18 protein-coding genes and 2 other RNA genes are annotated in these 19616 nt (G+C 48.9%); 12 read left to right on the forward strand and 8 right to left on the reverse strand.

What is annotated here, in order from left to right; translation table 11 throughout:
* Positions 1-39: 39 nt before the first annotated feature.
* From A9B99_RS01530 to narL, 4 genes are all read left to right on the forward strand, one after another.
* Positions 40-170, forward strand: a non-coding RNA gene (locus tag A9B99_RS01530) — RtT sRNA.
* A gap of 45 nt (positions 171-215) precedes the next feature.
* Positions 216-346, forward strand: a non-coding RNA gene (locus A9B99_RS01535) — RtT sRNA.
* A 241-nt stretch (positions 347-587) separates the two neighbouring features.
* Positions 588-2222: an ATP-binding protein gene (locus A9B99_RS01540; RefSeq protein ID WP_064593980.1), complete on the forward strand. Its 1635-nt coding sequence runs from the start codon at positions 588-590 to the stop codon at positions 2220-2222.
* Between the two features lie 108 nt (positions 2223-2330).
* Positions 2331-2981: a two-component system response regulator NarL gene (gene narL / locus A9B99_RS01545; RefSeq protein ID WP_156518994.1), complete on the forward strand. Its 651-nt coding sequence runs from the start codon at positions 2331-2333 to the stop codon at positions 2979-2981.
* Here narL and A9B99_RS01550 read toward each other — a convergent pair.
* Positions 2978-4390 carry a YchO/YchP family invasin gene (locus A9B99_RS01550; RefSeq protein WP_082917802.1) on the reverse strand — a complete coding sequence of 471 codons (1413 nt, stop codon included), beginning with the start codon at positions 4388-4390 and terminating at the stop codon, positions 2978-2980. The genes narL and A9B99_RS01550 overlap by 4 nt on opposite strands.
* A gap of 164 nt (positions 4391-4554) precedes the next feature.
* On the opposite strand from A9B99_RS01550, the gene A9B99_RS01555 reads away from it, so the two are divergent.
* The 3 genes from A9B99_RS01555 (at position 4555) to A9B99_RS01565 (ending at position 7269) form a co-directional block, all read left to right on the forward strand.
* Complete coding sequence (locus A9B99_RS01555) at positions 4555-4908, forward strand: DsrE/DsrF/TusD sulfur relay family protein (RefSeq protein WP_064593984.1); 354 nt, start codon at positions 4555-4557, stop codon at positions 4906-4908.
* 104 nt (positions 4909-5012) lie between these two features.
* Positions 5013-6803: a methyl-accepting chemotaxis protein gene (locus tag A9B99_RS01560; protein WP_064593986.1), complete on the forward strand. Its 1791-nt coding sequence runs from the start codon at positions 5013-5015 to the stop codon at positions 6801-6803.
* Between the two features lie 220 nt (positions 6804-7023).
* Positions 7024-7269 (forward strand): hypothetical protein, encoded by a 246-nt coding sequence (locus A9B99_RS01565; protein WP_064593988.1) that lies wholly within the window; start codon positions 7024-7026, stop codon positions 7267-7269.
* A gap of 77 nt (positions 7270-7346) precedes the next feature.
* On the opposite strand, the gene A9B99_RS01570 is transcribed toward A9B99_RS01565, so the two are convergent.
* A complete protein-coding gene (locus tag A9B99_RS01570; protein ID WP_064593990.1) occupies positions 7347-8012 on the reverse strand; it encodes a gamma-glutamylcyclotransferase in 666 nt (221 codons plus the stop codon).
* Positions 8013-8513: 501 nt separating this feature from the next.
* Here A9B99_RS01570 and chaA point away from each other — a divergent pair.
* The gene (chaA, locus tag A9B99_RS01575; RefSeq protein ID WP_064593992.1) at positions 8514-9611 is read left to right on the forward strand and encodes a sodium-potassium/proton antiporter ChaA; all 1098 of its coding nucleotides are present in this window, start codon (positions 8514-8516) and stop codon (positions 9609-9611) included.
* 69 nt (positions 9612-9680) lie between these two features.
* Here chaA and kdsA read toward each other — a convergent pair whose 3' ends face one another.
* The 6 genes from kdsA to hemA are packed head-to-tail and all read right to left on the reverse strand — an operon-like array spanning position 9681 to position 14999.
* Entirely contained in the window at positions 9681-10535 is an 855-nt protein-coding gene (gene kdsA / locus A9B99_RS01580; protein WP_064593994.1) for a 3-deoxy-8-phosphooctulonate synthase, read from the reverse strand.
* A 39-nt stretch (positions 10536-10574) separates the two neighbouring features.
* On the reverse strand, positions 10575-11384 hold the full coding sequence (sirB1, locus tag A9B99_RS01585) for an invasion regulator SirB1 (protein WP_064593997.1): 810 nt from the start codon (positions 11382-11384) through the stop codon (positions 10575-10577).
* Positions 11381-11773, reverse strand: a complete 393-nt coding sequence (locus tag A9B99_RS01590) for a SirB2 family protein (protein ID WP_064593999.1) — start codon at positions 11771-11773, stop codon at positions 11381-11383. Before A9B99_RS01590 ends, sirB1 begins: the two co-directional genes overlap by 4 nt.
* 2 nt (positions 11774-11775) lie before the next feature.
* Positions 11776-12618: a peptide chain release factor N(5)-glutamine methyltransferase gene (gene prmC / locus A9B99_RS01595; RefSeq protein ID WP_064594001.1), complete on the reverse strand. Its 843-nt coding sequence runs from the start codon at positions 12616-12618 to the stop codon at positions 11776-11778.
* The gene (gene prfA / locus A9B99_RS01600; protein ID WP_064594003.1) at positions 12618-13700 is read right to left on the reverse strand and encodes a peptide chain release factor 1; all 1083 of its coding nucleotides are present in this window, start codon (positions 13698-13700) and stop codon (positions 12618-12620) included. Before prfA ends, prmC begins: the two co-directional genes overlap by 1 nt.
* A 42-nt stretch (positions 13701-13742) precedes the next feature.
* A complete protein-coding gene (hemA, locus tag A9B99_RS01605; protein ID WP_064594005.1) occupies positions 13743-14999 on the reverse strand; it encodes a glutamyl-tRNA reductase in 1257 nt (418 codons plus the stop codon).
* A gap of 190 nt (positions 15000-15189) precedes the next feature.
* Between hemA and lolB the strand changes: the two genes are divergently transcribed.
* The 4 genes from lolB (at position 15190) to dauA (ending at position 19559) form a co-directional block, all read left to right on the forward strand.
* Entirely contained in the window at positions 15190-15813 is a 624-nt protein-coding gene (gene lolB / locus A9B99_RS01610; protein WP_269448058.1) for a lipoprotein insertase outer membrane protein LolB, read from the forward strand.
* Positions 15810-16667, forward strand: coding sequence for a 4-(cytidine 5'-diphospho)-2-C-methyl-D-erythritol kinase (gene ispE, locus A9B99_RS01615; RefSeq protein WP_064594009.1), 858 nt, complete (start codon positions 15810-15812; stop codon positions 16665-16667). Before lolB ends, ispE begins: the two co-directional genes overlap by 4 nt.
* Before the next feature lie 132 nt (positions 16668-16799).
* A complete protein-coding gene (gene prs, locus A9B99_RS01620; protein WP_146211492.1) occupies positions 16800-17747 on the forward strand; it encodes a ribose-phosphate diphosphokinase in 948 nt (315 codons plus the stop codon).
* A gap of 120 nt (positions 17748-17867) precedes the next feature.
* Positions 17868-19559, forward strand: coding sequence for a C4-dicarboxylic acid transporter DauA (gene dauA, locus A9B99_RS01625; protein WP_074388749.1), 1692 nt, complete (start codon positions 17868-17870; stop codon positions 19557-19559).
* Positions 19560-19616: the final 57 nt, after the last annotated feature.

A 19616-nucleotide genomic window follows, 5' to 3' on the forward strand; every position in this document is an offset into this window, starting at 1 on the left:
TGAAGTCATCCTTATTAAATACCCAAACTCATTTTTGCATATTCTCCCGTCCGGGGAAGGATGAGAGCCTTCGATTAAGGTTCGACCCGAACGTATGTGAGGGAACGTTGCTTCAGCAACGGCCCGCAGGGCGAGGAACGCAGTGACGAGTTATCCTTCCCCCACCACCATCCTCGCCAATTCATCCTTATTAAATCCCAATAAATATTTTTGCATATTCTCCCGTCCGGGGAAGGATGAGAGCCTTCGATTAAGGTTCGACCCGAACATATGTGAGGGAACGTTGCTTCAGCAACGGCCCGCAGGGCGAGGAACGCAGTGACGCGTTATCCTTCCCTTCTACCCGACGCTAATGTGATTTTTGTCGCATTATATTATCTTCCTTAAGATTCCATAAGAAAGATTAAGCGCCAGAAAGAATAAAAATGGTTTTATTTTTCATATTGTTAAGCAAAACATTAGTCATATATTAAATACCTCGCTACCGATTTTGTGCACTGAACATAACTCTTCCGGGGTATGGGTGAGTGCGACAATATCATTCACAATCATACACAGTTGATGTTCATGCTGAGGCCAGTATTAATATGCCCGTTCCCCGTGTAAGCACAAAGCTGAGCCAGTTTATGGTGCCGCTCATTATGTTGCTGGCTGTGCTCGGCGCGACCGGAATGGCCACATGCGTATGGTTAAGTCAGGAAATCGTTACCAGCAAATCAGGGATTAAAACAACGGACATCATTCACACAAAGACATGGCAACTATTACCTTTAATTCCCCTTGCCGAAACCAACAGCCGGAAACTGGCTGAAATCCAGAGTATCTTGTTTTCCACCAGCCTTGGTAAAGCTGCACGCCATGACAACCAAAAACATCAGTTGGATACATTACAGACTGACTGGCGTTCTTCTTTGTTACCTGCGCTGTTATCTGCAACATCCCCCCAGGCAGTTACTCCGCAACTTGAAGCTTTCGCAAAAAAGGTTACAGACCTTAATCAGGTTTTTGATGCTCATGCTGCTCAGCACATAAAACAAGCTATTTTGATTCAAAAATGCCTCGCTGTAATGCTTGCGTTACTTGTCGTGCTAATCATCATGCAATTGCGCATTACCCGCTATGGCAGCAAAAAAACCAGGCAATCACAGTTGCTCCCCCCTGAGCATGCATCATTTATTAATAACGCAACGGTTCTCTATCGAATTAACCAGATTCTGAATGGTGAAGGTTCGATTTGCCAACGCATCCCAGGCATTTTATATGAGTTGCAGTCAGTTACGCCGTTACAGAACCTGCAACTGCGTATTTATGAACATGATGAGAATCAACACTATTATGAAGTCAGCTATACGGCACAAAAAGAGACAGATTGCCTGAATTGCCCTCGAGGTATTAACCCGGCACCGCTAACTGGTACACCTTTATGCTGGCGCTTACATAATCGCCAGCATTTTTACGGTATTTTGCTGGGTGAGTTGCCTGAGTCGGATGAATTATCTGGCGAACACTCGCAATTAATTGAATCTGCAGCATCAGCGATTACAGCAGCTCTCGCTGTAGAGCAACATCAGGTTCAACAGCAACAATTTCTTCTTATGCAAGAACAATCTGATCTTGCCAAAAACTTGCATGACTCACTGGCCCAGTCACTGTCCAGTATGAAAATGCAGGTGGGTGTACTACAAATGCAGAGCAATACACTCGACAACGATGCTCAGACACTTGTCGGCCAGCTACGTCATGAATTAAACAGTTCATGGGTACAGATGCGCCAGTTATTGAGCACTTTCCGCCTGAACCTGAATGAACCGGGCCTGAAGACAGCACTGGAAGACTGTTGTGAAGACTTTAGCCAGCAGTTGGGTTTTCCCGTTTCACTCAATTGGCAGGGTATATCTTCACATATTGCGGAACACCAAATACTCCACCTGATTCATATTGTTCGAGAAGGGCTGAGTAATGTAGTGCGCCATGCCGATGCAACCGAGGCGAGCATTACTGTTGAGGAGAATAATGGTTGGGTAACACTAACACTCTTTGATAATGGTTCAGGTATTCCTGAGGACATCAGTGAAAATAGTCACTATGGAATTTTGATTATGCGTGACAGAGCACAAAGCCTGAACGCAAAGTTATCCCTTCAGACACCACCTTCTGGTGGCACAAAAATTACTGTTCATTTCCGGGCAGCCAAACGCCACTTGCCCGTTTCGACGCAATAAACGTTTAATCACGACTTTTCAGAAACTTCTGCACTGAATCCGGCATGTTTTCAATCCGGTGCTAAACTGGCTTTAAGCACTTGTTCACTGGATGATTATGTGGAGAAAATAATGGCTGAGGAACCCGCAACTATTCTGTTGATTGATGACCACCCCATGCTAAGACGTGGTGTAAAGCAACTGATTGGCCTTGCCCCTGATATTCAGGTTATAGGTGAAGCCAGCAGCGGTGAGCAAGGAATAGCAATGGCAGAATCTCTGGATCCGGATTTAATTCTGTTGGACCTGAATATGCCTGGAATGAATGGACTGGAAACGTTGGATCATCTGCGCCAGAAATCACTCTCCGGCCGAATCGTTGTATTCACCGTGTCTAATCTTGAAGAGGATGTGGTCCAGGCACTGAAACGCGGAGCAGATGGTTACTTACTAAAAGACATGGAACCCGAGGAATTACTGGTCGCATTACAACAGGCGGCTGCCGGTGAGATGGTGTTAAGTGAGACACTGACGCCGATACTCGCCGCCAGTTTGCGCAACAACCGTAATGGTGCAGAGCGCGATGTCAACCAACTGACGCCCAGAGAACAGGATATTTTACGGCTGATAGCACAAGGGCTACCCAACAAGTTGATAGCCCGCCAGCTTGATATCACCGAAAGTACCGTAAAGGTTCACGTTAAACACTTGCTGAAAAAGATGAAACTCAAATCACGGGTTGAAGCCGCAGTATGGGTACATCAGGACAGAGTCTTCTAATTTTCTTCTGGTATTAATTTATACGTCGTTGAAGTATCAGGAAGATCGGCGGTTACCGGTGGTGTCAGTTTAAGCGTTATCCAGTTGGAGGTAACTTTCTGTCCCTTGGTATCTTCAATGATAACTGACAGCCGCCACTGGTTAGTTGCACCTTCTGCATCGTCCCAGTGCGGCATTATTACCGTCCAGCCAGTAGTGCTGAGACGTTTTGCAGGCGCAGTCAGACTCAGTGCCTGGGTATCCCCCTGCCAGCTAATATTACGAATACTATAGCGGTTGCGTAGTTCAATCTTGAGGCTGACAGTCTCACCCGGCTGGAGATCCCACGGTGGAGTGGCCAGCCAGGCACTTAGCGTTTTACGCTGCTTATATTCCAGCACCGGAATATTATTACGTTCTGGCGCATCATAGCGGCTCCCGCGTAAAGACTGTACTGTCGCCACTTCATCTGCAGAAAGCTGCCTGCCCAGTGCCACACCAAACCGGTAGTTAATCTTCAGCCCCAGATTGTTCTGCACTTCACCATTTTCACCCTGCTTATGTTGGGCGGTTAATGTCAGTAGTGGCACAGGAGTATAATTCAGCCCAACATTAACCGCATAAGGGTTATGGTAACCGGTACCACTGTCGAACAGATCTACATGTTGACCAAAATATTGCTCAAAGCTCAGTGTAGTGCTGATGTGGTGATAAAAAGGTAACCATGCACGGGCATTGATATCATAACCCCGGGCAAGCCTGCGGCTTCGTGTAGCACTACTGTTGCTCCACCCGGTCAAGGGATAGTAATAATTAGCTGAAAGACGCAGAGACTGCCCCCAAAGTTCAGCACCCAACCCGCCACGTTGTGCGTGCCCGTGCATTAATAAATCATAAAATGAGTTATAACCAACCAGCCAGTTGCCTTCACTCCAGCGCTGCCCTATTCCGGCATTGCCCACCACGCCTTCATCCTGGTCGCTAATACTCAATTGTGTCCATGTCAGGCCTTGTGCATCTTCGTTCCACGGGGTAAACAGCGCCCCCTGAGTACCGGCAAAATTTCCGTCCTGATCAACCAACAGACTGAAACTTGCCTGCCCTGCCGGAGCAAGCAGACTTTGTGCTTCTTTTGCTACCCGGGAAGAAATGTAAGAACGCGCATTATCAAATGCCCAGTCTTTGAAAATAACCGATGAATTATCAGTAGACGTATCGCTCGCGGAGCTCAGCCCTTTAAGATACTGAGAGAGTGTTTGTTCAAATTCACTTTGAGAGGTAGTAGTACCACCGAGGTCGGGCAAATTTTCCCCGGCTGGAACACTCTGTGACCCCGTATAAACGGTTTCAGTCGCAGCGCCTGCATTACCTGCCCACCAGGGAAGGCCAGTCAGCAAAAAAGTCGAACAGAAAAAAGAATAAAAACGCATCAATCAGCTACAGCTGTAATCCAGCCCGTTATACCCGTTTTAAAGATAAAGGAAGAGTTCTTCACTTTTATGACTCCGCGTCAAAGTACCAGTTTACTGGCAAGGACTATCATCATGCCATACAGATAATTCCAGAAACAATGCCTGAACCAGAGGGAAGTGTGATGCAAAAGATTACCCTGATTGCAAATGGCGCTGCTTATGGCAGTGAATCACTGTTTAACTGCCTGCGCCTGGCGATTGCATTGAGTGAGCAACAATCGCCGCCAGCGCTTAAACTGTTTTTGATGTCTGACGCGGTTACCGCTGGTCTGCGCCAGCAAAACCCGGCAGAAGGCTACAATATTCAGCAAATGCTGGAGATCCTGACCGCACAAAACATTCCGGTACGCTTATGTAAAACCTGTGCCGACGGGCGTGGTGTAAGCGCATTACCGCTTATTGACGGTATTGAGGTCGGAACCCTGGTTGAGCTGGCAAAATGGGTGCTGGAGGCGGATAAGGTGTTGACTTTTTGAAGAAATGCTACGCAAGTAGTACACCTGGTACTACCAGAGAGGTCTCAAGTTTCCTTTAAAGTTGGCCGATACTATGCAAAACAACGCAGTAAAGGCCAACCAACATGATAAATTCAATTCGCGCAAGAATTTTGCTGGCTGCAACAGGATGTTTAGTTATTGCCCTGATATTAAATACGGTCATTAACTACCAGGTCACTCGCAAGGATAATATCAATCAAATAAACCAAATACTGCAGAGTACAGCGGACAGCCATACTTTGGCTATCCATGACTGGGTCAACAGCAAACTGACTATGATTTCATCCCTTCAGTCAGTAGCATTACAAAGTGATCCCCTGCCTTTTTTCCGGCAAGTCGCCGCTGCTGGCGGTTTTACCAACGTGTATGTTGGGTATGCCAATAAAACAGCGAAGTTTACCGACCCAACCGGTGTGCCAGCAGATTACGATCCAACTGCCCGCCCGTGGTATAAACAAGCTGTCGCCGCCAATGCACCTATTGTAACCGCCCCTTATGTTGATGCAGGTTCAGGTAAACTGGTGGTGTCTTTCGCCGTTCCCGTTAGTGCAAATGGCCAGATAGAAGCTGTCGTTGCCGGGGATGTTTCCATGGATACCGTTGTGAATAATGTTCGCAGTATTCACCCCACAGCTAACAGTTCCGGGATGCTGGTCAACCAGGACGGAACCTTGATTGCTGCCACCAATGCCAACCTTGCGCTGAAACCGTTCGATAACCTGGTTAGTGGTATTTCATTTGCCGCATTACGCCAGGCAAAAACCCTGGAACAGGGACGTATTGATGGTGCGAGTAAGTATTTATCGGCGGAGCAAATTGGCGGTACACAATGGTATCTGGTGGTTGCACTGGATCAACAGGATGCCACTGCGGGTATGAGGGCACTCTTGAAAGGCTCTGCACTGGCTTTACTGATACTGGCTGTGATATCTGCCGGGCTGATGCATACACTGGTTTCAACAGTATTAAAACGGTTATCTTCAATTCGTGATGCCATGCGCTCAATCAGCAATGGCACGAATGATCTTTCACAACGCCTGCCGGATACAGGTAATGATGAAGTGTCGCAAATTGCCCATGCTTTCAATGCATTCTGTGACAAACTGGCCGGGGCTATGGAACAAATCCGCGAATCCAGTGCATCAGTGAAAATCGCTGCCAATGAAATTGCCGCAGGCAATCAGGACCTGTCGACACGCACCGAACAGGCGGCCTCCAGTCTGCGTGAAACTGCCAGTGCGGTTGAACAAATTTCCGCATCAGTATCCAACTCAACAGATGCAGCAGCACAGGCCAACCAGCAAGCAACAGCAGCGTCTCAGGCAGCTGGCCGGGGCGGTGAGGTTGTCGCTCAGGCAATCTCAACCATGCAACAGATTGAAGATGCTTCCCAGCGTATTGGGCAAATTACCAGTGTGATTGATGGTATAGCATTCCAGACCAATATTCTGGCTTTAAATGCTGCAGTGGAAGCGGCGCGCGCAGGAGAACAAGGGCGTGGATTTGCCGTTGTAGCTGGTGAAGTACGTAGCCTTGCACAACGCAGTGCTCAGGCGGCAAAAGAGATAAAATCACTGATTGAAGATACAACACAGTGTGTTGAAAGCGGGGCGCATTTTGTAAGACTGGCAGGTAACAGCATGGAGGAAGTAGCAGGAGGCATTACCAACGTATCAGGAATTATGCGTGAAATCACCATTGCCACCAGCGAACAAATGCTTGGTATTCAGGAAATTAACCAGGCCGTTACCCGTCTTGATCAGATGGTACAACAAAACGCTGAACTGGTCGTCGAATCCGCCGCCGCCGCGGATGCCCTGCAAATGCAGGCTGGCGAACTGGCGGAAACAGCCAGCCTGTTCCGAATTAAATAACGTTATTCAGCCAGTCACTGGTGGTATTTTGCGCTGGCTGAATTGATTCAAGCATATTGTCATTAAAGTTTAAGCATTACATTTTTATTTGATCAAAATCAGAAATTCCCGGCGCACTCTTTGGTGTTATGAGGCGAGTGATTTGTGAGCAAACTCACGTATCGGGGGGACGAATCAGACACGGAGGTCTGTTAATTTATTCTGATGGGGTCAACTAATAATGGCTGTGGTAAAGACTACTTTGAAACTGTTTGGCGGCGATACTGTCATAGTACGTTGCTCAGACAATTGTCACATTCATCTGAGTGCAAATGATTGCGGGCGGACCGGGATTGATGCAGAGATCATGAGCGTTCAAAACCGTAATACTGCTTACCTTGCGGTACCTTTTAGCGGTATCTGGAATGTGCTGATTGACAGCCACAGCCAGTCGCTGGAGCATGCGATTAGCTACGTACCCGCTTAATCAGCGACCAGTATTACAGGCTTGCATGTGTTTCATGCCGGGGTGAGACCCGGCATTTTACTGTACAGGCACAGCGATTAAGCACCAGGCTGGTGCAATGCCTGCACAAGGTAATTAAGCCGCTCCATATTTTCATCAACAATACCCATTTTCTGGCACTGCTGTGCAAGGGAAAACAAGTATTGGGCGTTGGTTCCCAGCGGCCCACTGGCCCCCGCAATTAAAGGTGCAATTACTTCTGGCCGGGTATCCCCTTCAAACAACGGATGCTGTGCGTCCATGATGAAAACCAGGGCATCAATGTCACGCCCGTCATCCAGAGCAATATGGCACCAGGTTGGCAGATAACACCCGGTTATCATTTCCCGCTTCCAGAGTAGCGGTAGTTCAGCATCCAGTTCAGTTTCCGGGATGCGATAGGCCATACCTATGGTTTCGCCTCCTTCGCGCAGCGCCAGCATTCTGCCGGGTTTACAGGCAGTTCCGCGTCCAGCTGTAAGACGTAAACAAAATGCACGGTGCCAGCCCGTTAATTTGCCGGCGCGCACATCGTCAAATTCAAACGCGGGATTCCACATCAGAGAACCATAACCAAAGATCCACACAGCACCGCGTCCCGGGCGACGTGCCAGTGTCTCACATAGTGATGCCTGCCGCTGCTCACCCGTCCATAACAGTGTTTCATCAATATCACCGAACGCGGTACGGCAATCTGCTTTTAATAAAAAATCTCGCGTTAACACAATACCCTCCTACCACCAACTGCACAGAATCAACAAACTGCATCAAATAATCCTGTCGTTTCTGTTTACGCCATCTGTACTAAACAACTCTGCTCACAACGCTCCTGACAACTGTGTAAAATATGCAAAACACATACCCGAAATCAGACATCACTATGAGGAAGCGGTTTTAGTTGATATCGGCTTTTTTTTCTGCGCCTCCAGTGCGCTTAATCAAAAAAACACAGATACACTATCAAAACAGGGCAACGCGTTGAGACTTGATCGTTTTTTCATATTGAGCAGGCAGCGAAACCTTGCATTTGATCACTGATAACCATCAGGTAAAACAGAGTAAATATGGCAAATTTTCCCTGTCATTCTGTTAAGTTAGCGCTTTTTGCATGCGAATAAATACGGAACAAGATAATTCAATGTCCGGGCCTTTTTGTCACCTGCAATTGTCATGATACCGGGCCTGTGTCAGTCAGTTTTGGGTCCAACACGTTAAGGAAGTTAGTTATGGGAAACCAGGATGTAGTAAAAACCCGCCATAAAGAGACATCACTGCTGATGCCGTTAATTGCGGTTGGCGTGTTGTTTTTTTGGGGATCAACCACCAACTTAACTGCAATAATCGGCATTAACATGCTTGCCCTTGCAGGTATCCTGTTTAGTGCATTTAGTGTTGTACGCCATGCTGATGTGCTGGCGCATCGTCTGGGTGAACCTTTGGGTTCGCTGATCCTGACGTTATCTGTTGTTATTCTGGAAGTCAGCCTGATATCCGCGTTAATGGCTACAGGAGACGCTGCGCCAACGCTCATGCGGGATACGCTCTATTCCATCATCATGATTGTTACGGGTGGGCTGGTCGGTTTTTCCCTGCTGCTAGGCGGGAATAAATTTGCTACCCAACATGTAAACCTGTATGGCATTAAGCAGTATTTGATGGCGATACTCCCCCTTGCCGTCATTGTTCTTATCTTTCCTGCTGCATTACCCGGCGGTGACTTTACCACTGGCCAGATGCTCATCATTGCGTTAATCTCGGCAGCAATGTATGGCATTTTTTTACTGATCCAGACCCGCACACACCAGAGCCTGTTTGTCTATGAACACGAAGATGACAGTGACGATGATGATCCGCATCACGGTAAACCCTCTGCGCACAGTAATATCTGGCATGCCTGCTGGCTGCTCGTTCACCTGATTGCAGTTATTTCAGTCACCAAACTGAACGCCGTTCCTTTGGAAGGATTACTGACTCATCTGAATGCCCCTGTGGCTTTTACCGGTTTTTTAGTCGCGCTGTTGATTTTGTCGCCTGAAGGGCTTGGTGCTATCAAAGCGGTGCTGAATAACCAGGTTCAGCGGGCGATGAATTTGTTCTTTGGCTCAGTTCTGGCAACTATTTCTCTGACAGTGCCAACAGTAACGATCATTTCTCTGCTCACTGGCCACGCACTGACTTTCGCCCTCGGGTTGCCAGAAATTGTGGTGATGTCCACGGTGCTGGTGTTATGCCAGGTATCTTTCTCTACCGGGCGAACCAATGTGCTGAATGGCTCCGCGCATTTAGCGCTATTTTTAACCTATTTGATGACTATTTTCGCCTGAACATTCCCCGATAAAAAAACCCCGCCGGCAGGTGCTGTTGCGGGGTTTTATTTTGGATTTGAGCAGAACTTAGTTGCTGGTATCGAGTTCCGGGAAGCTTTTCACCAGATCGTCAATCGCTTTCATCTGCACCAGGAACGGTTCCAGTTTATCCAGCGGTAACGCTGACGGGCCATCACAGCGTGCATGTTCCGGATCCGGGTGCGCTTCAATAAACAGGCCAGCAATACCTGTCGCCATGCCAGCACGAGCCAGTTCAGTAACCTGTGCGCGGCGGCCACTTGATGCTGCACCAAACGGGTCACGGCATTGCAATGCGTGCGTCACATCAAAAATTACCGGTGAATTGCCAGAAACTTTCTTCATAACACCAAAGCCCAGCATATCAACAACCAGGTTGTCGTAGCCAAAGTTACTGCCACGATCACAAAGAATTACGTTTTCATTGCCGCCTTCACGGAATTTCTCAACGATATTTCCCATTTGCCCCGGGCTGATAAACTGCGGCTTTTTCACATTAATTACTGCACCTGTTTTCGCCATTGCTTCAACCAGGTCGGTCTGGCGCGCCAGGAATGCCGGAAGCTGTATTACATCGACAACTTCTGATACCGGTTGAGCCTGTTGTGGCTCATGCACATCCGTAATGATTTTCACACCAAATGCAGCTTTCAGCTCCTGGAAAATTTTCATCCCTTCGTCAAGCCCGGGACCACGATATGAGTTAATGGATGAGCGGTTAGCCTTGTCGAATGACGCTTTAAAAACGTAAGGGATACCCAACTTTTCGGTAACCTTGACGTAGTATTCACAAATACGCATCGCCAGATCACGGGATTCAAGCACATTCATGCCACCAAACAAGACAAATGGCAGATCATTCGCCACACTGATGTCACCAATGTTAACCACTTTTTGCTTCATATCTTCGCCTTATTGAAGGTTTAAGCCACAGCATGAACGTTAATGCAACGTCACTTGCTTGTGGGAAAGAGTATTTATTTGAGCGCGGATCATCTCGCTTACCGGGTCTTCAGGGCACTGTTCAACAAAATAGTTCAAATCGTTAAGTGCTATATGCTCACAATCAAGTTGTGCATAAATCAGCCCCCGGTCACGAATTTCATACGGGTCTTCCGGGTTGAACTGCAATAACACTTCGCTGGCCCTGAGTGCCAAAATCAGTTGCTGCTCTTCCATCAACGCAGTTTTCAGCGTGTAGAGCATTTTATTAATAACCTGCACATTATCCGCTTCGGTAAGGTCATCTTCGAATAATTGCGCCATGGGGCTGATGTTACCTTTAAGCCAGACATCCAGGGTATGCCGGTCCAGATGTTCACCGTTAAAAGGGTTAATCAGCATCATATCGCCGTCCATCCAGTCAGCCCGCAAGATAAGTTGAGTTGGGAACACAACCGGCATCAAAGGCAGAGCGAGTTGCTCAGCAAGCCATAGCAAAATAGCCCCCAGCGCCACCGCACTCCCCTGCCTGTTTTTCAGGACATTATCCAGCCACAATGCGTCTGACAGCCGATAAACACCGCCTGCATCTTTAAAGCCCCACTCACCGTAAAACAGAGCAAGCAATTTTTCCATTTGCCGATCGGCATCCCAGCCCATGCTAATTTCTTCGCGCGCCTGGCTAACCAGTGTATCGAGTTGTTGCTGAACTTCCCATGACGGAAAATCATCGCGTATTAATTGAGAAATCAGAATCATACCATCACATAACGAGGTGTGATTAAACTCGAAATTGTCTAACAACTTCATAATATCCCCAGCAGTGGTACTTGAGTGGTGGCAATTCGGAAAATGATATAAAGCACCACCAGTGCCAGCAAAAATGCAAACCAGCGAACCTGCGGGTTGCGTGGCCCACGGCCTAACGCAATAAACCCTAAAACAATGTAAATGATAACGCCAAATAGCTTTTCAGTCAGCCATGCGCCTTGTGGGGTAAATGGATAGAGATGCTTTAGCAGCATGAGCGCCACACCGCTTGCCAGTAGTAAAGTATCGTTTACATGCGGAACAATACGCACCCAACGCTTACCCATAACCGGAGCATTGCTGTGTAACCACCAGTAACGCAGTACAAACAGCCCAACAGAAATACATAAAGTAATAATATGCACCCGTAACACGACCAGCTCAGCCATTATTATTCCTCCGGCATACTGTAGCGCCCAAGAGTCAGGCGGTCGTTATTCCCATAATCTTTGACAGTTTCGACCTGGTTATAGCCTGCAGCACAGAACAACGCACGCACTGATTCCCCCTGCTTCCATCCATGTTCGAGTAATAACCAACCACCGGGGGTAAGGACGCCCCGGGCCTGCGACACCAGCTCAGCTAAATCAGCAAGCCCATTCTCTTTGGCTACCAATGCGCTGCGCGGCTCAAAACGCACATCGCCCTGCCCGAGATGTTCATCTGTTTCATCAATATAAGGGGGATTACTGACTACCAGACTGAACCGTTGAGAACTGACTGCGGAAAGCCAGTTGCTTTGCAAAAACTGGGCATTGGAAATGCCTGAACGGGCAGCGTTACGCCGGGCGAGTTCCACCGCTTCCGGAATCAAATCAACACCCGTGACCTGGCAGTCAGGGCGTTCACTGGCAATTGCCAGCGCAATCGCGCCAGTTCCTGTTCCTGCATCCAAAATCTGGCATGCTTCTGCCGGTATGCGCGCCAAAGCCTGCTCGACCAGGCATTCGGTATCCGGCCGCGGTATCAGCGTGTGTGGCGAAACATAAAGTGGTAGCGACCAGAACTCACGCTCACCCAGGATATAAGCAACGGGCTCGCCATTTTTTCGTCGGGCCAGCAATGTTTCAGCCTGATGGTACTGTTCCGGGCTTAGTTCAGTTTCACCAAACGCCAGCAAAAAGGTGCGCCCTTTGCCCGTTACATGACTGAGTAATATTTCCGCATCACGCCGCGGGCTGTCGCTGTCACAGAGATGCTCAGCCGCATGGGCCAGCCATTCACTAAAATCCATTATTCCTGCTCAGACAGTGCAGCAAGCTGGTCTGCCTGGTATTCCTGAATCACAGGCTCGATCAGCATATCCAGCTTACCTTCCATCACTTCGTCCAGACGATAAAGAGTGAGGTTGATTCGGTGATCGGTCACCCTTCCCTGAGGGAAATTATAGGTCCGGTTACGGTCAGAGCGATCACCTGTTCCCAACAAGTTACGCCGGGTTGTCGCTTCTACCTGTTGTCGGCGGGACTCTTCCTGTGCACGAATCCTCGCGCCCAAAACAGACAGCGCTTTCGCTTTGTTTTTATGTTGGGAACGTTCGTCCTGACATTCCACCACAATCCCTGTCGGTAAGTGAGTGATACGGATCGCGGAATCAGTGGTGTTAACATGTTGCCCACCCGCTCCGGAGGAGCGGAAAGTATCAATACGTAAATCAGCAGGGTTGATATCTGGCATTTCTGCTTCGGGCAACTCCGGCATAACCGCAACGGTACAGGCAGAAGTGTGAATTCGCCCCTGAGATTCTGTAGCCGGCACACGCTGCACACGATGACCACCGGACTCAAATTTCAAACGCCCATACACTCCGTCACCACTCACCCGGGCAATCACTTCTTTATACCCACCATGTTCACCGTCGTTGGAACTCATTATCTCAACCTGCCAACGGCGAGATTCTGCATAGCGGCTGTACATACGGAATAAATCACCAGCAAAAATCGCTGCTTCATCACCACCTGTCCCTGCGCGCACTTCCACAAAAGCGCTACGTTCATCGTCGGGGTCTTTAGGCAACAGCAATAACTGAAGTTGTTGCTCCAGGCTTTCCTGCATCTTGCGCGCCTGGTCCAATTCTTCCTGCGCCATTTCGCGCATTTCCGGGTCACTCAGCAGGCTCTCTGCGGTTTCAATATCTTCTGCGTTTTGCTGCCATTGCTGGAAACAACGCGATACATCAGCCAGTTGAGCATATTCACGCGACAGTGCGCGAAAACGCTCCTGATCCGCGATAGTCGCAGCATCACCCAGCAACGCCTGAACTTCTTCATGGCGCTCGTACAGGGCTTCCAGTTTGGCAACAATAGAGGGCTTCATGGATTGAAGATTACCTTTGTAAAAAGAGAAATGGGAAAAGAACTAATCCAGCCCGAGGCTGTTGCGCAGGAGTTGCAGGCGTTCTTCATCGCCATCACGGGCGGCCTGCTGTAAAGCTTTTGTTGGGGTATGGATCAGTTTTTGTGTCAGTTTACGGGCAAGATCCTGAATGACAGCATTCGCATCTTCGCCCTGAGCCAGAGCAGCAAGTGCGCGTTCAGCCAGATCATCGCGAACATGCTCAGCATGAGCACGGAAATCCCGAATCGTTTCTGTCGCGCTCTGCGCACGCAGCCATGACATAAACTCGCCTGTTTCCTGGGTAACAATGGCTTCAGCCTGCTGCGCTGCTGCCTGGCGTTGAGCCATATTATGCTCAATGATGGACTGAAGATCGTCCACACTATAGAGATAAGCATTAGGCACATTGCTGACTTCTGGTTCGACATCCCGCGGTACAGCAATGTCAACCAGCAATACTGGCTGATTTCGGCGTTTCTTCATCGCCCGTTCAACCATTCCTTTGCCAATAATAGGTAAAGGACTGGCAGTGGAACTGATAATGATATCGGCCTGATATAACCGCTCATCGACATCACCAAGGGTGATAACCTCTGCACCCACTTCCTGGGCAAGCAGTTGTGCCCTTTCCCGGGTGCGGTTCGCGATTATCATCTGTTTGACTTTATGTTCACGCAAATGCCTTGCGACCAGCTCGATGGTTTCGCCCGCTCCCACCAACATCACGGTGACAGAAGAGAGTGACTCAAAAATTTGCCGGGCAAGCGTACAGGCAGCAAAAGCGACAGAGACTGCACTGGCGCCGATTTCTGTCTCAGTGCGAACACGTTTTGCCACCGAAAACGACTTCTGGAACATTCTTTCCAGCTCGCCAGACACAGAGTGTTCACGTTGTGAATCTGCGAACGCTTTTTTAACCTGACCAAGAATCTGTGGTTCACCTAAAACCAGGGAATCCAGGCCACTGGCAACCCGCATTAAATGGCTGACTGCATCGTTATCTTTATGCCAGTACAGGCTTTGGCGAACATCAGCTTCATCCAGTTGATGGTAATCACACAGCCAGCGCACCAGTTGCTCTTGCAGGTCGCTTTGCTCTTCAACACTCAAATACAATTCAGTACGGTTGCACGTTGATAACACCACGCCACCCTGTACCTTAGGCTGCGCAAGCAAGCTATTAAGCGCATGATCAAGGGTCTCTGGCGTGAACGAAACACGTTCCCGCAAAGAGACTGGGGCTGTTTTATGGTTAATACCTAACGCTAATAGAGTCATTTCTGGCGAGTAGTACCGACATCACTATGGATTTCTGGATGCATCATACAATATGCGTCATATCAATTAAAGTAAGCTACCGCTTTCGGAGTAATAGATAATTTTATGATTTATGACAACTTGCCCATAGACGCTATGGCCTGTGGGCGATAGCATGCGTGCAACTGACCATAAAAGGGATGTCATTGTGATAACTTTTTCTTCTGCCCGGCTGTTACGCCTGGTCCCACTTGCCAGCCTGATGCTGACTGCCTGTGCACTTAACTCACCAAAACAACCGGGTAAAAGCCCGAACTCCCCACAGTGGGTTCAACGTGAAAGTGCAATTAAAGCGGTGACGCAATACCAGACCCGCGGCGCTTTTGCTTTTCTTACTGAGCAACAAAAGGTCTATGCGCGTTTTTTCTGGCAACAGACTGGCGCAGATAAATACCGCCTGTTGCTTACTAACCCACTTGGCAGCACAGAGCTGGAGCTGGATGCACAACCAGGTCAGGTGATTCTGGTTGATAACAAAGGCAAACGTTATGTTTCTGATAACGCCGAAGAGATGATTGAAAAACTGACAGGTATGTCGATTCCGCTGCAAAGCCTGCGCCAGTGGATGGTTGGGCTACCAGGCGATGCTACCGATTATACACTGGACGGGCAGTATCAGTTAGACACGCTCAATTACACAGTTAATGGCAAAACCTGGCACGTCACTTATTCCGGTTACAATACGAAAGTTACTCCTTCGATGCCCGACAATATGGAGTTAACCAATGGTGACCAGCGCATCAAGTTGAAAATGGATAACTGGATTATTAAATGACAACGTTGTGGCCAGCACCCGCTAAACTGAATTTATTTCTCTACATTACTGGTCGCCGGGCTGATGGTTACCACAACCTGCAGACTCTGTTCCAGTTTCTGGATTATGGCGATACGGTTGAGGTAACTCTGACGGACAATGGTCAGATACAGTTACAAACACAGGTAGCTGGCGTACCCGAAGAACAGAACCTGCTGGTGCGGGCCGCTCGTTTATTGCACAGCTACGCACTGAGCAAAGGACAGATTGCAGCGTCCTGTGGGGCGTTATTGTCAGTTGATAAGAAACTCCCGATGGGCGGCGGCCTTGGTGGTGGTTCATCTGATGCTGCGACAGTTTTGGTTGCACTGAATGCGCTCTGGCAAGCCAGTCTCACTGAAGATGAATTGGCCGCACTGGGTTTGCAATTAGGTGCAGACGTGCCTGTGTTTGTGCGTGGGCACGCAGCCTTCGCCGAAGGCGTGGGCGAGCAACTCACGCCTGCCACACCTGCTGAAAAATGGTATTTAGTGATTCACCCTGGCGTGAGCATATCCACACCATTGATTTTTACTGATCCGGATCTGCCCAGAAATACACCAGTAAGGTCTCTGGAAACGTTACTAAAATGTGAATTCAAGAATGATTGCGAAGTTATCGCAAGAAAACGTTTTCGCGAGGTTGATAGAGCGCTTTCCTGGCTGTTAGAATACGCGCCGTCGCGCCTGACTGGTACCGGTGCATGTGTTTATGCTGAATTTAACACAGAAGCGGAAGCCCGTCAGGTTCTTGAGCAAGCCCCGCAATGGTTACAGGGTTTTGTGGCTAAAGGGCAAAATCTTTCGCCGCTCCTTCGCAGCCTTCGGGGAATCTGAGTGCAGGTGACAACGTCACCCTTGTTCCAGACGTTGCATGCTGCGCTTAATTAATACACCGGATGGTGAAAAAACGGCCCCCATTAGTTACTTTCGCCATCCCACACTGGACGCATGCCTGAGGTTCTTCTCGTGCCTGATATGAAGCTTTTTGCTGGTAACGCCACACCGGAACTAGCACAACGTATTGCCAACCGCCTGTATACTTCTCTCGGTGACGCAGCTGTAGGTCGTTTTAGCGACGGCGAAGTAAGTGTACAAATTAACGAAAATGTTCGCGGTGGTGATATTTTCATCATCCAGTCCACTTGTGCTCCCACCAACGATAATCTGATGGAGCTGGTTGTCATGGTTGACGCCCTGCGTCGTGCATCTGCAGGCCGTATTACCGCCGTGATCCCCTACTTCGGATATGCCCGTCAGGATCGTCGCGTGCGCTCCGCTCGTGTTCCTATTACAGCAAAAGTTGTTGCTGACTTCCTCTCCAGCGTTGGTGTTGACCGTGTTCTGACTGTCGACCTGCATGCCGAACAAATCCAGGGTTTCTTTGATGTCCCGGTTGATAACGTTTTCGGTAGCCCGATTCTGCTCGAAGATATGCTGCAACTGGAACTGGATAACCCCATCGTGGTTTCTCCGGATATCGGCGGCGTAGTGCGTGCCAGAGCCATTGCCAAACTGCTGAACGATACCGACATGGCGATTATCGACAAGCGTCGCCCTCGCGCTAACGTTTCTCAGGTAATGCATATCATTGGTGATGTTGCTGGCCGTGACTGCGTACTGGTAGATGACATGATCGATACTGGTGGCACCCTGTGTAAAGCGGCTGAAGCACTGAAAGAACGTGGTGCAAAACGTGTTTTTGCCTATGCCACTCACCCGATTTTCTCAGGCAACGCTGTAACTAACCTGAAGAATTCCGTCATTGATGAAGTGGTAGTGTGCGATACCATTCCTCTTGCTCCGGAAATTAAAGCACTGCCAAACGTGCGTACTCTTACGCTGTCTGGCATGCTGGCTGAGGCTATTCGCCGTATCAGCAATGAAGAATCAATTTCTGCAATGTTTGAACATTGATAGCATAATTTACGAAAAACCCGCTCAGGCGGGTTTTTTTTGTTACCAACTCAATTTGTAATACTAATTGCCTCCTTCACTGGTTTGACCACCTTGTGATGCGCATCTGGGTGCTGGATTGTGAAACGATCAATTTTTTCTCACCTTATGCCGTTCTATGCATTAAAAGAAGCTTGCCTGCAGCAAAAGTACACACTGGCACGTTTTTACCGTGACCTGATAGCTGGTCTGACAGTTGGCATAATAGCCATACCATTAGCTATGGCCCTCGCCATTGGCAGTGGCGTTGCTCCGCAATACGGTTTATATACTTCAGCAATTGCCGGTATTGTAATTGCTATTACAGGAGGGTCGCGGTTTAGTGTCTCCGGCCCAACTGCAGCATTTGTTGTTATCCTCTACCCGGTATCACAGCAATTTGGTCTGGCTGGGTTATTGATTGCTACCATGCTCTCCGGGGTCTTCCTGATACTATTTGGGCTGGCTCGTTTTGGTCGGCTTATTGAATACATCCCGCTACCGGTTACTCTGGGTTTCACTTCAGGTATCGCCATCACCATTGCCACCATGCAAATCAAAGATTTTTTTGGTTTAACACTGGTTCATGTCCCTGAACATTACCTGAATAAACTCTTCGCACTGATAACTGCACTTCCTACCCTCAACTGGGGCGATACTCTGCCAGGAATTGTCACACTGGGTACGCTAATTATGTGGCCTCGCTTAGGGATCCGCTTCCCCGGCCATTTACCTGCACTGGTTGCCGGGTGTGCAGTAATGGCAGTGGTTAAAATGATGGGTGGAGATGTGGCAACAATCGGGTCACGCTTTCACTATCTGTTACCCGATGGCAGCCACGGAAATGGTATTCCGCAGGTTTTACCTCAACTAATGCTTCCCTGGACTCTGCCTGGTAGCAGTTTTACCCTCTCCTGGTCTACCGTTCAGGCCTTATTACCTGCCGCATTCTCTATGGCAATGCTGGGTGCTATTGAATCCTTACTGTGCGCCGTTGTGCTCGATGGTATGACCAGCACCAAACATAATGCCAACAGTGAATTACTTGGACAGGGCTTCGGCAACGTGATTGCGCCATTTTTCGGGGGAATTACTGCAACAGCAGCTATAGCCCGCTCTGCCGCCAATGTGCGCGCCGGGGCAACCTCACCTGTTGCAGCAATTATCCACGCAATCCTGGTTTTACTGGCAATTTTACTGCTCGCCCCCTGGCTTTCCTGGCTGCCACTGGCTTCAATGGCCGCGTTGCTACTGATAGTTGCCTGGAATATGAGTGAAGCCCATAAAGTCATTAACTTATTCCGCCGCGCGCCGCCGGATGACATTATCGTGATGTTGCTGTGTATGTCGTTGACAGTATTGTTCGATATGGTTATTGCCATCAGCGTGGGTATTGTGCTCGCATCTTTATTGTTTATGCGGCGCATAGCACAAATGACTCGTCTGGCACCCGTTGCTCAGCCGCTGCCAGAAACCGTCCTGGCAACCCGCATTACAGGCCCGTTATTCTTCGCTGCCGCAGACGGCATTTTTGAGCAACTGGTTGGGCAAATAGCAGGCAAACGCGTGGTTGTACTGAACTGGCATGGTGTCACCTTACTGGATGCCGGCGGGCTCGCTGCTCTTGAGCGTTTTATCAACCGCCTGCCGGAAGGCACTGAGTTACGTATTTGCGAACTGGGCTTTCAGCCATTACGAACACTTGCCCGGGCGGGAGTAAAACCCATCGCTGGCAAGCTCACATTCTTCCCCAGTTTTGAAGATGCAATCAAAGATATCCTGCAAACTCAATGAGGTAATAAAACAGTACGCCCCAGCCGGGAACCCGGCTGGGGCGCAAAATAAGAAGAT

It is taken from the genome of Mangrovibacter phragmitis (assembly GCF_001655675.1).
Lineage (GTDB): Bacteria > Pseudomonadota > Gammaproteobacteria > Enterobacterales > Enterobacteriaceae > Mangrovibacter > Mangrovibacter phragmitis.

Coding starts and splice junctions, on each gene's coding strand:
- A9B99_RS01540 (WP_064593980.1), top strand. CDS start 588: ATGCCCGTTCCCCGTGTAAGCACAAAGCTGAGCCAGTTTATGGTGCCG.
- A9B99_RS01550 (WP_082917802.1), bottom strand. CDS start 4,390: ATGCGTTTTTATTCTTTTTTCTGTTCGACTTTTTTGCTGACTGGCCTT.
- A9B99_RS01555 (WP_064593984.1), top strand. CDS start 4,555: ATGCAAAAGATTACCCTGATTGCAAATGGCGCTGCTTATGGCAGTGAA.
- A9B99_RS01560 (WP_064593986.1), top strand. CDS start 5,013: ATGATAAATTCAATTCGCGCAAGAATTTTGCTGGCTGCAACAGGATGT.
- A9B99_RS01565 (WP_064593988.1), top strand. CDS start 7,024: ATGGCTGTGGTAAAGACTACTTTGAAACTGTTTGGCGGCGATACTGTC.
- chaA (WP_064593992.1), top strand. CDS start 8,514: ATGGGAAACCAGGATGTAGTAAAAACCCGCCATAAAGAGACATCACTG.
- kdsA (WP_064593994.1), bottom strand. CDS start 10,535: ATGAAGCAAAAAGTGGTTAACATTGGTGACATCAGTGTGGCGAATGAT.
- sirB1 (WP_064593997.1), bottom strand. CDS start 11,384: ATGAAGTTGTTAGACAATTTCGAGTTTAATCACACCTCGTTATGTGAT.
- A9B99_RS01590 (WP_064593999.1), bottom strand. CDS start 11,773: ATGGCTGAGCTGGTCGTGTTACGGGTGCATATTATTACTTTATGTATT.
- prmC (WP_064594001.1), bottom strand. CDS start 12,618: ATGGATTTTAGTGAATGGCTGGCCCATGCGGCTGAGCATCTCTGTGAC.
- prfA (WP_064594003.1), bottom strand. CDS start 13,700: ATGAAGCCCTCTATTGTTGCCAAACTGGAAGCCCTGTACGAGCGCCAT.
- hemA (WP_064594005.1), bottom strand. CDS start 14,999: ATGACTCTATTAGCGTTAGGTATTAACCATAAAACAGCCCCAGTCTCT.
- ispE (WP_064594009.1), top strand. CDS start 15,810: ATGACAACGTTGTGGCCAGCACCCGCTAAACTGAATTTATTTCTCTAC.